The 14,526-nt window shown below is 48.3% G+C and carries 10 protein-coding genes and 4 tRNA genes; 11 read left to right on the top strand and 3 right to left on the bottom strand.

Annotated features, from left to right (window positions below; genetic code table 11):
- Positions 1-79: 79 nt before the first annotated feature.
- Positions 80-1,561 (bottom strand): ubiquitin carboxyl-terminal hydrolase, encoded by a 1,482-nt coding sequence (locus V4C51_RS10430; RefSeq protein WP_330926096.1) that lies wholly within the window; start codon positions 1,559-1,561, stop codon positions 80-82.
- Between the two features lie 483 nt (positions 1,562-2,044).
- Here V4C51_RS10430 and xseA point away from each other — a divergent pair, with 483 nt between their 5' ends.
- From xseA to V4C51_RS10410, 4 genes are all read left to right on the top strand, one after another.
- On the top strand, positions 2,045-3,403 hold the full coding sequence (gene xseA, locus V4C51_RS10425; protein ID WP_330926095.1) for an exodeoxyribonuclease VII large subunit: 1,359 nt from the start codon (positions 2,045-2,047) through the stop codon (positions 3,401-3,403).
- Positions 3,404-4,120: 717 nt separating this feature from the next.
- Positions 4,121-5,296: an acetyltransferase domain-containing protein gene (locus V4C51_RS10420; protein WP_330926094.1), complete on the top strand. Its 1,176-nt coding sequence runs from the start codon at positions 4,121-4,123 to the stop codon at positions 5,294-5,296.
- Positions 5,297-5,375: 79 nt separating this feature from the next.
- A complete protein-coding gene (locus tag V4C51_RS10415; RefSeq protein WP_330926093.1) occupies positions 5,376-5,519 on the top strand; it encodes a hypothetical protein in 144 nt (47 codons plus the stop codon).
- A gap of 153 nt (positions 5,520-5,672) precedes the next feature.
- Complete coding sequence (locus V4C51_RS10410) at positions 5,673-8,528, top strand: valine--tRNA ligase (protein ID WP_330926092.1); 2,856 nt, start codon at positions 5,673-5,675, stop codon at positions 8,526-8,528.
- 77 nt (positions 8,529-8,605) lie between these two features.
- On the opposite strand, the gene folD is transcribed toward V4C51_RS10410, so the two are convergent.
- Positions 8,606-9,457, bottom strand: coding sequence for a bifunctional methylenetetrahydrofolate dehydrogenase/methenyltetrahydrofolate cyclohydrolase FolD (folD, locus tag V4C51_RS10405; RefSeq protein WP_330926106.1), 852 nt, complete (start codon positions 9,455-9,457; stop codon positions 8,606-8,608).
- 411 nt (positions 9,458-9,868) lie between these two features.
- Between folD and V4C51_RS10400 the strand changes: the two genes are divergently transcribed.
- The 7 genes from V4C51_RS10400 (at position 9,869) to clpX (ending at position 14,049) form a co-directional block, all read left to right on the top strand.
- Positions 9,869-9,945: transfer RNA gene (locus V4C51_RS10400), tRNA-Pro, on the top strand.
- 32 nt (positions 9,946-9,977) lie between these two features.
- Positions 9,978-10,054: transfer RNA gene (locus V4C51_RS10395), tRNA-Arg, on the top strand.
- A 41-nt stretch (positions 10,055-10,095) separates the two neighbouring features.
- A tRNA-His gene (locus V4C51_RS10390) sits at positions 10,096-10,171 on the top strand.
- A 37-nt stretch (positions 10,172-10,208) separates the two neighbouring features.
- Positions 10,209-10,293, top strand: a tRNA-Leu gene (locus V4C51_RS10385).
- A gap of 203 nt (positions 10,294-10,496) precedes the next feature.
- On the top strand, positions 10,497-11,807 hold the full coding sequence (gene tig / locus V4C51_RS10380; RefSeq protein ID WP_330926091.1) for a trigger factor: 1,311 nt from the start codon (positions 10,497-10,499) through the stop codon (positions 11,805-11,807).
- A 150-nt stretch (positions 11,808-11,957) separates the two neighbouring features.
- A complete protein-coding gene (gene clpP, locus V4C51_RS10375; protein WP_330926090.1) occupies positions 11,958-12,605 on the top strand; it encodes an ATP-dependent Clp endopeptidase proteolytic subunit ClpP in 648 nt (215 codons plus the stop codon).
- Between the two features lie 154 nt (positions 12,606-12,759).
- Entirely contained in the window at positions 12,760-14,049 is a 1,290-nt protein-coding gene (gene clpX / locus V4C51_RS10370) for an ATP-dependent Clp protease ATP-binding subunit ClpX (RefSeq protein WP_330926089.1), read from the top strand.
- Between the two features lie 141 nt (positions 14,050-14,190).
- Here the strand turns inward: clpX and V4C51_RS10365 are convergent.
- Positions 14,191-14,526 (bottom strand): hypothetical protein (locus V4C51_RS10365; protein WP_330926088.1); only part of this gene is annotated, 336 nt, incomplete at its 5' end.

Raw genomic sequence — 14,526 nt, 5'->3', positions numbered from 1 at the left:
AGCAACATTTTTCGTATGGTGCCATGGATAAAAACTGTGGAGTGGCTCCTGGTCCCTGCTTGTTGAGAATAGTTAAAAACTACGGACTGTGACCAAACAGACCTGCGGCAAGCATTTGGGCCAGTTCCTCATCAGATACGCTGAATTTTTCATCCTGATCAGTATTCCCCGCTGCTGACCCGGATGGTTTTTGTTGTTTTGCTTCGCGGCCCTGTGGTGCTTCAGTCTGGTTACGTATCAGTTTGCTCGGGCGAACCGTGTCTGCCACTTTTTTTAAGTGATAGATATAGCCTGACATCCCCTTGTTTTTCAGATAGTCTTTCAGGTCACCCGGACACGGAAAAACAGAAGCGTCATCATAGATATACCATTTTTTATCATCACGGTATTTTGCGGTAATGTAATGTCCACCACGAATACTTGCGCCCCTGTGACAGATAATGCTGGTGACTTCATAAGCCTGTTTTACCCTCCTGATGCCTTCTTGTCCAAGCACCACGTCATAAGGCTTGTTCATAGCTTCCGTGGTAATATCTAACTCGATCCGTCGGTCAGCCGGTAACGAATCAAGGATCATTCTCGCTTCGGTGCTCAGCTTCGTTTCAACACCGCCCCGATGACTGTCTATTTTCAACCGGAGCATTAATTTATCAGGAACTTGGCCCTGGTTTTTAACAAACGTCGTTATTTTCTTATCAATCGCGTTTGCAGGTCTGCTCCCCCCTTCATAATGGTCAAAGTCAACCGGGCTGCCTTGGCCGAGTGTTTCCTCACCAATATACTGTTGCAGGGATGTTTGCAAAGTCGGTGAGCCGCCACTGGCCACGGGCAGTTGTAGCATAAAATGCATTTCTTTTGGCGTTGTGGTGCGGGCAATACAACGCCCCCCGGAGAAACAGCCATAATGACTCTGCTCGCCAATGGCATATGCAGGCAGGCTTGCCACGCCTAGTAGGTCATAAAGGTGATGAATAAATTCAGCCGGGTCGTTTTGATTAATCTTACCTCGATTTAATGGTTTTCCTTTATTATCATAATTCAGCAACCTTGCTGCGATACCGTTAATGCCGCTACTGGTGCTGCCTGAGAAATTTAAAAAACGCGTCAGAAACAGAGCATAACATTCATCGACATCTTTAGCGCTCATCTGAGGGTCACACAGTGCCTTGGCAAAGGTAACAAACGCCTCACGAAAATGAGTACAGAACGTACGCTCATAGAGGGTTCGTCCGGGATTGGGCAGCGTCATGACGCTATCTAGCTGATCGGCCGAAAATGTGTCCATGATGCTCTGCATAGCGCTATTAAGGAAGCAAGTGCTACCATGATTCTCTAAACCATGGACAGTGGTGGGCGTGGTTATTGTTGGTACACGACTAATTTCATCTGGAGAACTCACCCTTCTTTCGTGCAGCCTTTCATGCAACCATCTGTCAGGTGCGTTTTCTGCGCTTTTGCCATGTAAATACACTGATCCTGAGGGGTTTTTATTGCCAGAAGGCAGGTTGCTTTCGCCTGCGACTGGACTTTGACTACGCCCTTCATTGGTTATCCGGTGCACGTTTTATCTCCTTTTTTATTCTCACGCTTGGAGGCACTGATAATCAGTCACAGCGCGAACGATTGCGTGCTTCAGGTGGAGCGAATACTCAGAAGTTGTTCATAATCTCTTATCATCAGTGTTGCTGTGACAAAAAGTCATCAATCGCTTTTGAGGGCTGCGCCAACAGTGACTCGTCTTCTACCATTATGACTTTCATCGGTCGTTGAAATTCACTGAATGACTAACGAGTTGCTTAGTATCAGTAACAGCGTTCCTGTGACAGTCCACAGCTGTTTAACATTCACATTTGGGCGTGTCTCTTTGAGCCATTGATGGAAATTGTATTATGATGCCCGGAAGCAGCCTTCCGGGACGGCTCCTTATCACCTGCCGCGCTGGTTTGAAAAGAGTTATCTGGGCAGTGGCTATGTTACAGTAAGCGAAACAGAGCAGGCGTTCTGTACTTTCCTTGATTTTTAACCGAACAGTAGTATCAACACGATGCCATATTCTGTGATATCAGACAGGACAACCGAGGCTCCGCTTTCCGTCAGTCAGCTTAACGGGCAGGCACGCCGTTTGCTGGAGACAAACTTCAACAATATCAGGGTTGAAGGTGAACTCTCCAGCCTGGCACGCCCGAGCTCCGGTCACTGGTACTTTTCTTTAAAAGACGACAAATCTCAGGTGTCCTGCGCTATGTTTCGCAACCGTTGCCAGAGGCTATCGTTCGAACCAAAAGAAGGTATGCTTGTGCGGGTGCGGGGGCGTGTGAGCTTGTACGAACCCCGTGGTGGTTATCAACTGATTGTTGAGCATATGAAAGCGGCTGGCAGTGGCGCTTTGCAGCAAGCTTTTGAAGCCCTCAAGAAAAAACTGGCCGGCGAAGGGTTGTTTGACTTTGACAGAAAGCGCTCTCTTCCTGCCACCCCAAAACACATCGCTGTTATTACTTCCCCCACCGGCGCGGCCGTGCGTGATATTCTGGCTGTTTTTAAACGACGTTCACCTTTTATTGATATCACTGTTATTCCAGCAGCCGTCCAGGGCTCCCATGCATCCCAGGAACTCATTAATGGCTTGCGGATTGCCGCAAAAACGGATTGTGATGTGGTGATTATTGGCCGCGGAGGCGGTTCCATTGAGGATTTATGGTCTTTTAATGAAGAAGCTCTCGCCCGGGCCATTGCCGCCCACCCGGTTCCTGTGGTCAGCGCCGTCGGGCATGAAGTTGATTTTACTGTGGCAGACTTTGTCGCGGATCAGCGGGCTCCGACACCCTCGGCAGCGGCTGAAATACTCAGTCCTGATACGCCAGCTTTACTTGAAAAAAACCGTTTAATGTTTCGCAAGCTGGTAGTGCAGATGCGTCACCAGCTTGATCTCAACCAGGAGCGGCTTACCCATGTCAGTCAGCGGCTTCGCCATCCTGGCGATCGGCTTCGTGAGCAGGCGCAACGGCTTGATGACCTGGAGATTCGATTACAACAAGCCATAAGATTGAACGTCACCTTGCAGCGCTCTCGGCTGCAGAAAGCATGGGATCGTTTCCAGCAGCAATCCCCGGTATCGCAGATACAGCAGCTACAACTGGTACTGAAGAATCAGTATGACCGGTTATGCGATCATGCCCAAAAACAGCTCACTCACTATCAGAGCGGACTTCAACAACTCTCTGGCAAACTTCACGCCATCAGCCCATTGGCCACCATGGCCCGTGGTTATGCTATTACCCAGTATCAAGGTAGTGTTGTCTTTGACAGCCGGCAGTTACACGCTGGGGATAGTATCCAGATCAAGTTACACCGGGGGGAGTTGGGCTGTTGTGTTACCACGATACAGCACAGCGATAAAGCATAGAAAGTCATTGTCTTACTTTGAGCTTTCCAGGAGCCTGTCGGGCTTAAGCTTTCGAGCATGAAATTCAGTAGAGCGAGTCAGAATTTTCGATGGATTTGCGTGAATAGTTGACCTATTTAAGCAAATTCATCGGAAAACTGACATTATGGTGTCGTATGACATCGCTGTAAAACAGGCAACATCCCAGGTAATTAACGTCGCTCTGGGTGACTTTTATTTATGGAGGTTAATACGCTTGGAATAGACAACGCTGATTATTTTTATTACTAAAGTACTATCATTGTGTATCAGCGTTTTATTGGAACATCTTTAAAAAAGACTTATATTTTTTTACGGAACTTCAGAAGAATTTGGCTGTCAGGATAAATGAGTGCGACAATAAAAGAACCCATCAGGTTAAGACGTGTTGTGGTCAGGCATCAATGCGGATTTTAGACGCTGTTGACACTATTTTATGAGTTACGATCGCCGATAAAAAACGGTGTTTTTTTCTGTTTTTCTTCGTTATCTGGCACCGCCAAACTTGGAGAAAATTGAAAAACAGGTAATTTTTCCATCGCTTTCACTTTTCATAAAAAATCATGAGCAGCGTTCTAAAATAAAACAAAATGATCTGTCAGAAAAAATAGATGGCCTGAATCTAATCTTGCGATTAACACGGCTTTAGACGTGTAAATATCAGGTCAGATTGTGACAAATGAAACTCAGGATCAGTCAATGATTGTTACTTCAAAGCGCTTGGAGAGTATTGATATTTTGCGTGGTTTGATCATCGTTGTCATGGCGCTGGATCATACTCGTGAATATTGGGCGGTGACAGGATTCGATTTGACCGACTTACATCAAACCACTGCAACCTGGTTTATGATGCGTTGGGTGTCCCACTTTTGCGCGCCCTTATTCGTATTTTTAACCGGTGTCAGTGCTTTTCTTTACGGCCAGAAAGCGCCGTCTCGAGGCCAGTTACAGAAATTTATGCTGACTCGGGGGATTTGGCTGATTTTTCTGGAATTGGTGGTGGTTAATCTCAGCAGGCAGTTTGGTTATCAATATATCTTTCTCCATATCATCTGGGCTATTGGTATCTCTCTGATTTTGCTGGCGCTTATGCTCTACTTGCCCCTGTGGGGTATTTTGCTGGTGAACGTGCCTTTTATACTGTTTCATAACGCCTTCAACGATCAATCCATGTTAGCCTTATTTGGTGGGGCTGACTGGCTATGGAAAATTTTTCATGTCAACGGTGTTTTTCTCCTGAAGGGCACTAAGTTTCCGATACATGTGGATTTCCCCTTAGTGCCCATATTTAGTGTATTGGCGTTAGGTTATTGCGCCGGACATCTGTATTTACAGCCTGCCCGGTTAAGGCAAAGGTGCTTTATCTGGGGCGGGCTGATAATGATTGTCATCTATCTTTTTTTAAGGTTGACCAACTTGTACGGTGATCCAATTTTGTTTGACGGGAGTCAGCATTGGTTATTGTCTTTGCTTGATACCACCAAATACCCTTTGTCATTACAGTTTTTGTTGATGACGATAGGGCCTGGTCTGATAGTGCTTGCGCTGCTTGAGAAAGTGAATTTAGCTCAGAACAGGTATCTCCCCCTGCGCTGGCTGCATGTGTTTGGCTCTGTGCCGTTGTTTTTCTTCATTTTGCATGTGCCAGTGATTAATGCCGCTGCTCAACTCTACACCTATCTGGTCTATGGCAGGGCGATAAACTTTTTTACCGAGCTTCCCGGCGTCTTTCCGTCAGGCTACGAAGCTAGCATGATGTTAGCCTTTTTCGTATGGGTCTCGTTATTACTGGTGATGTACTTGCCCTGCAAATATTATGGCCATATAAAACGTCACAGCAATATTAAGTGGCGGCGGGCGTTGAGTTATTTGTAGAAACCTGTGCTTGCACTTGAGATTTATCGCCAGATAGTGAATAGTCAGATAACTCGAATAATCTAAAAAAGGCAATAAAATGAAGAATCCGCCACTGATTAAAGAACTGAATAAACTTCAGGCAGTACTTGACCAACTGTCCCGGTATATTAACGCGCGTTTGCTGGAAAAAACGCATCAGCATCAGCATCAACATAACTATCAGCGTCGTCGTAAATTTTAGCCAATGCTTTTTACCCGCACACTCTCGATACCCTTACGTCACACCGGCAATTTTTCGAAGATAACGTGACTAAAGCCGGTTATTTCCTGTCTGAAAATAGTGTATGATGTCCGGTTGGAAGCCCTCCCCCTAATCTGCAAGAATTCTGGAATTATGGAAAAGACGTTCAATCCACACACTATCGAACGCAAGTGCTACCAGAGCTGGGAAGAAAATGGTTACTTTTCTCCCTCAGGTGTTGGTACTCCTTACACCATTATGATTCCACCGCCCAATGTCACTGGCAGCTTGCACATGGGGCACGCTTTTCAGCATTCCATTATGGATGCCCTGATCCGCTATCAGCGCATGAAAGGCAAAAACACCTTATGGCAAGTGGGTACTGATCATGCCGGTATTGCCACCCAAATGGTCGTTGAACGTAAACTGGCGGCAGAAAATAATCAGTCTCGCCATGATCTGGGACGTGAAAACTTTATCGAAAAAATCTGGGAGTGGAAGGCGTTCTCTGGTGGGCGCATCACTCAACAGATGCGCCGTTTGGGTAACTCGGTTGATTGGGATCATGAACGTTTTACCATGGATGATGGCTTCTACAAAGCCGTGCAGGAAGTCTTTGTTCGTCTTTATGAAGATAACTTGATTTACCGGGGCAAACGTCTGGTTAACTGGGACCCGAAATTACGCACCGCGATTTCTGATCTGGAAGTAGAAAACAAAGATATCAAAGGACATATGTGGTATCTGCGTTATCCCCTTGCGGACGGTGAAACCACCGCTGAAGGTAAAGACTATATTGTCGTGGCAACAACCCGCCCGGAAACCATGCTGGGCGACAGCGGTGTTGCTGTCAACCCGGACGACCCGCGTTATCAGGCGTTGATTGGCAAGGCGGTGATCTTGCCTTTGGTCAACCGTCGCATTCCCATTGTGGCGGACGATCATGCGGATATGGACAAGGGAACCGGTTGCGTTAAAATCACGCCGGCCCATGATTTTAACGATAATGAGGTGGGCAAACGCCGCAACCTGCCACTGATCACTATCATGACCCTCAATGGCACTATCAGCGATGCTGCCGAGATCTATAACCCCGATGGTTCGATCAATACCACCATTGACACTGAGCTTCCCGAAAAATACCGTGGCCTTGAGCGTTTTAATGCCCGAAAGGTCATTGTTGCGGACATTGATGCCGCTGGCCTGCTGGAAGGCGTTAAAGATCATGATCTGACGGTTCCATACGGCGACCGCTCAGGCGTTGTTATTGAGCCGCTGTTAACGAACCAGTGGTTTGTGCGCGCGGCGCCCCTGGCCGAGCCAGCATTGGCAGCGGTGGAAGCGGGTCGTATCCAGTTTGTGCCAAAGCAGTACGAAAATATGTACTATGCCTGGATGCGCGATGTTCAAGACTGGTGTGTCTCTCGCCAGCTGTGGTGGGGGCACCGCATTCCTGCCTGGTACGACGAGCAGGGTAATGTCTATGTGGGACGTAATGAACAAGAGGTGCGTGAACAGCATAATCTCGGCAGTGACATTGTTTTGCGGCAAGACAGTGATGTACTGGACACCTGGTTCTCATCGGCCTTGTGGACTTTTGCGACACTGGGCTGGCCAGAAGCCACGGAGCGACTGAAAACGTTTCACCCCACCGATGTTCTGGTGACTGGCTTTGATATTATTTTCTTCTGGGTTGCCCGGATGATTATGATGACCATGCACTTTGTGAAAGATGAAGATGGGCAGCCACACATTCCCTTCAAGCACATTTACATTACTGGCCTGATTCGTGACGAGCAGGGTGAGAAAATGTCCAAGACGAAAGGGAATGTTCTGGACCCGCTGGACATGATTGACGGAATCAGTCTTGAAACTCTGGTCAGCAAACGCACCAGTAACATGATGCAGCAGCAGTTAGCGGCAAAGATCGAAAAAAATACCCGCAGGGCATTCCCTGAAGGTATTGTTGCCCATGGCGCAGACGCTCTGCGGTATACGCTGTATTCGCTGGCGACCACGGGCCGTGATATCAACTGGGACATGAAGCGGCTGGAAGGTTATCGGAACTTCTGCAACAAAATCTGGAATGCCGGTAACTATGTGCTGATGAACGCTGAAAATCAGGACTGCGGCCAAAACGGTGGCGACGTTGAGCTAACGCTGGCCGATCGGTGGATTTTATCCAAGCTGCAACGGACTGCTGCCCGGATTGAGAAAAATATGCGGGAGTTCCGCCTCGATCACGGCGCACAAAATCTGTATGACTTTATCTGGAATGAATACTGCGCCTGGTATCTTGAGCTCTCCAAGCCTGTGCTCTGGGATAAAAATGCACCTGAAAACCGTCAGCGGGGCACGCGTCAGACGCTAGTTCAGGTTTTGGAAAGCATTATGCGTATGGCCCATCCTTTTATGCCGTATATTACCGAAGAAATCTGGCAGAGCATTAAAACACTGGCTGGGGTCCGTGGTGAAACAGTGATGTTACAGCCCTTCCCGGCGTGTGATCCATCAAGCATTGATGAGCGTGCTGAGCAGGACATCGAGTGGCTGAAAGGGGTTATCGTCAGTATTCGTAATATACGTGGCGAGCTCAGTATCAGCCCTTCGAGGCCGCTGGATGTCATTTTGCGCAATACTTCCCATGATGACCAGGAGCGGTTGCGGCAAAATGACGCGTTCCTGAAGTCATTGGCAAAACTGGCCACCATCAAGGTGGCGGCTGAGGGCGAAGAGGTGCCCATGTCAACCACGCAACTGGTGGGCGAGATGGAAGTGATGGTGCCTATGGCGGGTCTGGTTGATAAAAATGCGGAAATTACCCGGCTGAGCAAAGAAATTGAAAAGCTCGCCAAGGAAGTAAAACGCTTTGAGGGTAAGCTCAGTAATGAGCGGTTTGTCAGCAAAGCGCCGGTGGATGTTGTTGAAAAAGAGCAGATGAAACTGGATGCTGCCCGGAGCTCTAAAATAACACTTGAGCAACAATTAACCGCTATCCGGTCACTGTAACCGCACGTAGTGTTGTATGGCAGATAAAACAGTCCATACAGTGCTTCTTTCAGGCTCCTGGGTTCCGTAACAGGGAATTAATGGAGGTACTCAGCAGCGTATAGTGTATTTTCAAGCAGTGTCGCTACTGTCATTGGGCCGACACCGCCAGGCACCGGGGTTATCCAGCTCGCTCGCTCCCTGGCAGTGTCAAAGTCAATATCTCCCACCAGTTTTCCGTTTGGCATCCGGTTAATACCAATGTCGATAACAATGGCACCGGACTTGATCCACTCGCCTTTGACCAGTTTGGGTTTGCCAGCACCAACGACGAGAATATCGGCGCGGCTGACCTCCCTGGCAAGGTTGTCTGTAAAGCGGTGGGCCGTGGTGGTGGTGCAGCCTGCCAAAAGCAGTTCCATGGTCATGGGGCGGCCAACAATATTGGAGGCGCCAACGATTACGGCATCCTTCCCGCGAATAGCTTCCCCGGTGCTTTCCAGCAATGTCATGACGCCTTTTGGCGTGCACGGCCTTAATAAAGGCGTGCGCTGAACCAGTCGGCCAATATTGTAAGGGTGAAAGCCGTCAACGTCTTTATCAGGGCGAATGCTTTCGAGAATATTTTCGGTACTGATGTGATCGGGTAATGGCAGTTGGACTAAAATGCCGTCGATAACCGGGTCTGCATTGAGGGTACTGATCAGCGCCAGGAGTTCTGATTCTTGAGTGTTTTCGGGTAAATCGTAGGCAACGGAATGGAAGCCAACCTGCTCACAGTCTTTACGCTTTTTACTGACATATATCTGGGAAGCCGGGTCGTCGCCAATGAGTATGACGGCCAGCCCGGGTGGGCGCAGCGCTTGTTTGAGGCGGAGGTTGACTTTTTGGGCGATTGCCTCCGTCAGGCGAGAGGCAATGGTTTTACCGTTGATGATTCTGGCGGTCATAATGTGGGGAGCTGCTTCGAAAGTCGTTGGGTTCTCCAGTTTAGCAGCCATCGAGTTTGTACTCCATGACGGAGTATTGAGGTTTTGTGGGACTCTGGGAGCCTGTCGGACTTAAGACAATTTCGGCCTAAAATCCAGAAAGTGCGAGAAAGTGCGAGAAAGTGCGGCTAGAATTTCCGATCAATTTGCTTAAACAGGTCAACTATTCGCACAAATTGATCGAAAATTCTGACTCGCCCTACTGAATTTTATGCTCGAAAGCATAAGTCCGACAGGCTCTTGGCAGTTGATATCGCGCCTTAACATAACGACGACTGTTTCGTGTAAACGACAGAAAAACAACCATTGACGAATGGGTATTCGATCAGTAATATGCATCGGGCTTTTACGGCGTATCAGTGAAGCGCATTTCGGGGTATAGCGCAGTCTGGTAGCGCGCCTGCTTTGGGAGCAGGATGTCGGGAGTTCGAATCTCTCTACCCCGACCAGATGTCAGTGTAACGGTCATTTTGACAGTTACGCGCCCGTAGCTCAGTTGGATAGAGCAACGGCCTTCTAAGCCGTCGGTCGCAGGTTCGAATCCTGCCGGGTGCGCCATATTGAAGTGATGTATTTAGCAGGGTTGTAGTGTTTTAGTGGTGGGCGTAGCTCAGTTGGTAGAGCTCCGGATTGTGATTCCGGCGGTCGAGGGTTCGAGCCCCTTCGCCCACCCCATTAATTCAACAGATTAATTTTTTTAAATCAGTCTGATGCGGGAGTGGTGGAATTGGTAGACACGCTGGATTTAGGTTCCAGTGCCGCAAGGTGTGAGAGTTCGAGTCTCTCCTTCCGCACCAATTTGAGCGACAGGGATAAGCATGCTTATCCCGTTTTTTTTTGCATGGAAAAAAGTTGATTTACCCGCTAGTCCTTTACTGTTCTTCGTGCGAGGATCAGAAGATCGAGAGCAGGTTGTGAACGGATAATAACTTTTGTTAGTCTACTTACTTTGTACTTACTGATTTACGCATCACTCGGTTTTTTAAATTGAGGAACAAAAATGCACGTTGAACTAGAAACGGCTGAAGGTCTTGAGCGTCGTCTGACTATTACGATCCCTTTTGAGGAAATCGAGCAGGAAATTCACAAGCGTTTGCTTGATCTTTCTCGCCGTGTGCGCCTGGACGGTTTCCGCCCGGGTAAAGTGCCGATGAAAGTCGTTAAGCGTCGCTACGGCACCGGTGCTCGCCAGGAGGTGCTGGGTGAATTAATGCAGAAGTCTTTCATTGAGGCGGTTGCTCAGGAAAAACTCAGGCCTGCCGGGGCGCCAACCGTTGAGGCGAAAAACGAAGGCGATGAGCAGGGTTTCCAGTTTGTTGCCACTTTCGAAGTGTATCCAGAGATTGCTTTGAATGATTTTGGGGGTATTTCTGTTGAGCGCCCTGTGGCTGAGGTGGTTGAAACTGATATTGATGAAATGATTCAGACGCTGCGTGAACAGAGTCGTTCTTATGAAGAAGTTGAGCGTGCTGCTGAGTCCGGTGATCAGCTGACTTTCGACTATACCGGCACACTGGATGGTCAACCTTTTGAAGGGGGGTCTGCTGAAAATTCCGTGCTGGAGTTAGGTTCCAATCGTATGATCCCTGGTTTTGAAGACGGCCTTGTTGGCGCGTTTGCCGGTGATGAAAAATCGCTGTCCCTGACTTTCCCTGAAGACTACCAGGCTAAAGAACTCGCTGGTAAGGCTGTTGATTTTTCCTGTAAGGTGCATAAGGTGGCGGGGCCTGTCACGCCTGAGTTAAACGACGATTTCTACGAGCGTTTTGGGGTGAAAGAAGGTGGCCTGGATGCTTTTCGTACTGAAGTGGGAAAAAACATGGAGCGTGAACTGCGTCAGGCAGTGAAGGCGAAGGTTAAAAACCAGGTTATGGATGGTCTGCTGGCTTCACACCAGATTGATGTGCCTGTTGCGTTGGTTGCTGAGGAAGTCGATCGCATGCGTGAGCAGGCCGTACAAAGCTGGGGAGGCGGCCAAAAAGGCTTTGACGCGAGTCAGCTTCCTGCTGATCTGTTTGAAAAAGACGCGAAAAAGCGTGTTGCTTTGGGGCTGCTTGTGGGTGAGGTGGTCAAGCAATACGCTGTTAAGGCTGATGATGATCGTGTACGTGCCCTGGTTGAAGAAATGGCTTCTGCCTACCAGCAGCCTCAGGATGTTGTAGATTGGTACTACAGCAATGAAGAACAGCTATCTCAGTTGAAGTACGTTGCTCTTGAGGAGAAGGTGGTAGATACTGTTTTGTCTGCAGCGAGCGTGAGTGATAAAACCTGCAGTTACAAAGATGCCATAAAGCCGGAAGGGAAGTCTTAAGGTATCTTTCTCGGATCGCTGGCACAAAAGTGCTGTTAGCGATCTTTGAAGACTGTGCGAGGAGGCGCATCACAACGTCTTAGACGTGCTGGCTGTTTGCCTTATTTTTCTTCGACTTTTGTTCGATCATCCAGGGAGTTAAGAAAGAATATGTCTATACTGACAGATGCGCGGGCTGTGGCGATTACGAATTCAGGGCTGGTGCCCATTGTTGTGGAACAGTCCGCCAGAGGTGAACGTTCTTACGATATATACTCCCGTCTTCTAAAAGAGCGTGTGATTTTTCTGATCGGTCAGGTGGAAGATCATATGGCTAATCTGGTTGTTGCCCAGCTTTTGTTCCTTGAGTCTGAGAACCCGGACAAGGATATTCACCTGTATATTAATTCACCAGGTGGATCGGTCACAGCAGGTATGTCTATTTATGATACCATGCAGTTTGTAAGGCCCGATGTGTCCACTATGTGTCTGGGGCAGGCGGCCAGTATGGGAGCCTTGTTGCTCGCCGGGGGGGCTAAAGGTAAGCGTTTTGCGTTACCGCACTCCAGGGTGATGATTCATCAGCCCCTCGGTGGCTTTCAGGGGCAGGCATCGGACATTGAAATTCATGCGAAAGAAATTTTGCATATCAAACAGCGGTTAAATGAAGTTTTGGCACATCATACGGGGCAGCCCATGGATGTTGTTGAGCGTGATACTGACCGTGACAACTTTATGAGTGCTGAAGACTCCGTTAACTACGGCTTGGTGGATCAGGTAATGACCCGCCGTGTTCCCCTGGAAACATCCTCGGCATAGTGAGTAAGATGACGCGGGGGCGTCAGGGGTAAGATCCTGACCATAGGGTATAATCAGGGTCTTAAGACAAAATCTGAATGATGCACTTGAAAATACGCCCCAATGCCTGCATCTTTTGTAGTTCAGGTGTTGTCCTTGATAGCAGGGTATTCGAATGACCGACGAAACAAGCGGCAAGGGTGGTGATAGCGGTAAGCTGCTGTATTGCTCTTTCTGCGGAAAAAGTCAGCATGAGGTGAAAAAGCTGATTGCGGGACCTTCCGTATTTATTTGTGATGAATGTGTTGACTTGTGTAACGATATTATTCGTGAAGAAATTCAGGATAATGGTGTTGAAGACTCGTCTGACAATCTGCCTACCCCTCGTGAGATCAAGGGCATCCTTGACGAGTATGTGATTGGCCAGCCCCGGGCGAAAAAAGTGCTTTCTGTAGCGGTGTATAACCATTACAAGCGTCTTCGTTATGGGGGCAAGAAAAAAGACGATGTTGAGCTGGGTAAAAGTAATATTTTATTGGTTGGGCCTACCGGGAGCGGAAAAACACTGCTGGCCGAGACGCTGGCTCGCCTGTTGAATGTGCCCTTTACTATTGCGGATGCTACCACGCTCACAGAGGCGGGTTACGTCGGTGAAGATGTTGAGAATATCATTCAGAAATTGCTACAGAAGTGCGACTATGATGTAGAAAAGGCGCAGGTGGGGATTGTTTATATTGACGAAATCGACAAAATCTCCAGAAAGTCAGACAATCCGTCCATTACTCGGGATGTTTCAGGTGAAGGGGTTCAGCAGGCTTTGTTGAAACTCATTGAAGGGACGGTTGCTTCTGTACCGCCTCAAGGTGGCAGGAAGCATCCCCAGCAGGAGTTTTTGCAGGTTGATACCTCCAACATCCTGTTTATCTGTGGTGGTGCTTTTGCGGGGCTCGACAAGGTTATCCGGGATCGTACTGATAAATCGGGTATTGGTTTCTCAGCAGAGGTCAAGAGTAAGGAAAGCAGTAAAGATCTGGGTGAAACCTTTAAAGAAGTTGAACCGGAAGATCTGGTCAAGTTTGGCCTGATTCCAGAATTTGTTGGTCGTTTGCCGGTGCTGGCGACGCTGGAGGAGCTGGACGAAGGCGCGCTGATTCGCATTCTGACAGAACCCAAGAACGCGCTGACCAAACAGTACTATAAGCTGTTTGAGATGGAAGGCGTTGATGTTGACTTTCGTGATGATGCCCTGAAAGCGGTGGCTAAAAAAGCCATGGATCGCAAAACCGGCGCCCGTGGTTTGCGCTCAATTCTGGAATCAGTGCTGTTGAATTCAATGTACGATGTCCCGTCTGAAAAGACAGTGTCAAAAGTTGTGGTTGACAGTTCTGTGATCAATGGTGATTCTGATCCATTAATGATCTATGAAAACGCAGAACCTCAGAAAGCATTACCTGATAAGGGGTAACGCTGTTTTTGACCACAAAAAAGCCCAGTCTGGGGCTTTTTATAACAAGCACTTTTAACGAGGGTATAACTCTGGATAAAGCGGCCAGGCAGAAAAAACTGTTGACCGCTTTTCAGGTATTCAATGATGACAAGCAACCTTTCATGAGTTGCTGTCATTCCCGGATATGCCTTTGCGCCTGGCCCTCAACTGCGCGTCAAGCTCTGCCCGAAAATCCATAACAGGGGGGCGTTGACGCCGACTCTCTTGCTCGTTATCAATTCGTTGGAGCAGTGGCGAATTCCGCAGGTCAATACCCGTTTTTTTGGGGTGTTCAATCGCGGTTGATCCGGTAGGGTTAGCAGGTTTTTTATACCGCTGTTTTCCCGTTTTCCCCCCTCTTTGCCTTATTTCGCTCAGCAAATCCTTTCTTCCATTGTCGTTTTTTTGTAACCTTTTTTGTAACCCTGAGCTTTTCACGCCCTGTGGCTGGGCTGG

Source organism: Candidatus Sororendozoicomonas aggregata (genome assembly GCF_031528575.1).
Taxonomy (GTDB): Bacteria; Pseudomonadota; Gammaproteobacteria; order Pseudomonadales; family Endozoicomonadaceae; genus Endonucleibacter; species Endonucleibacter aggregata.
This window is presented reverse-complemented; position numbering and strand designations above follow the sequence as displayed.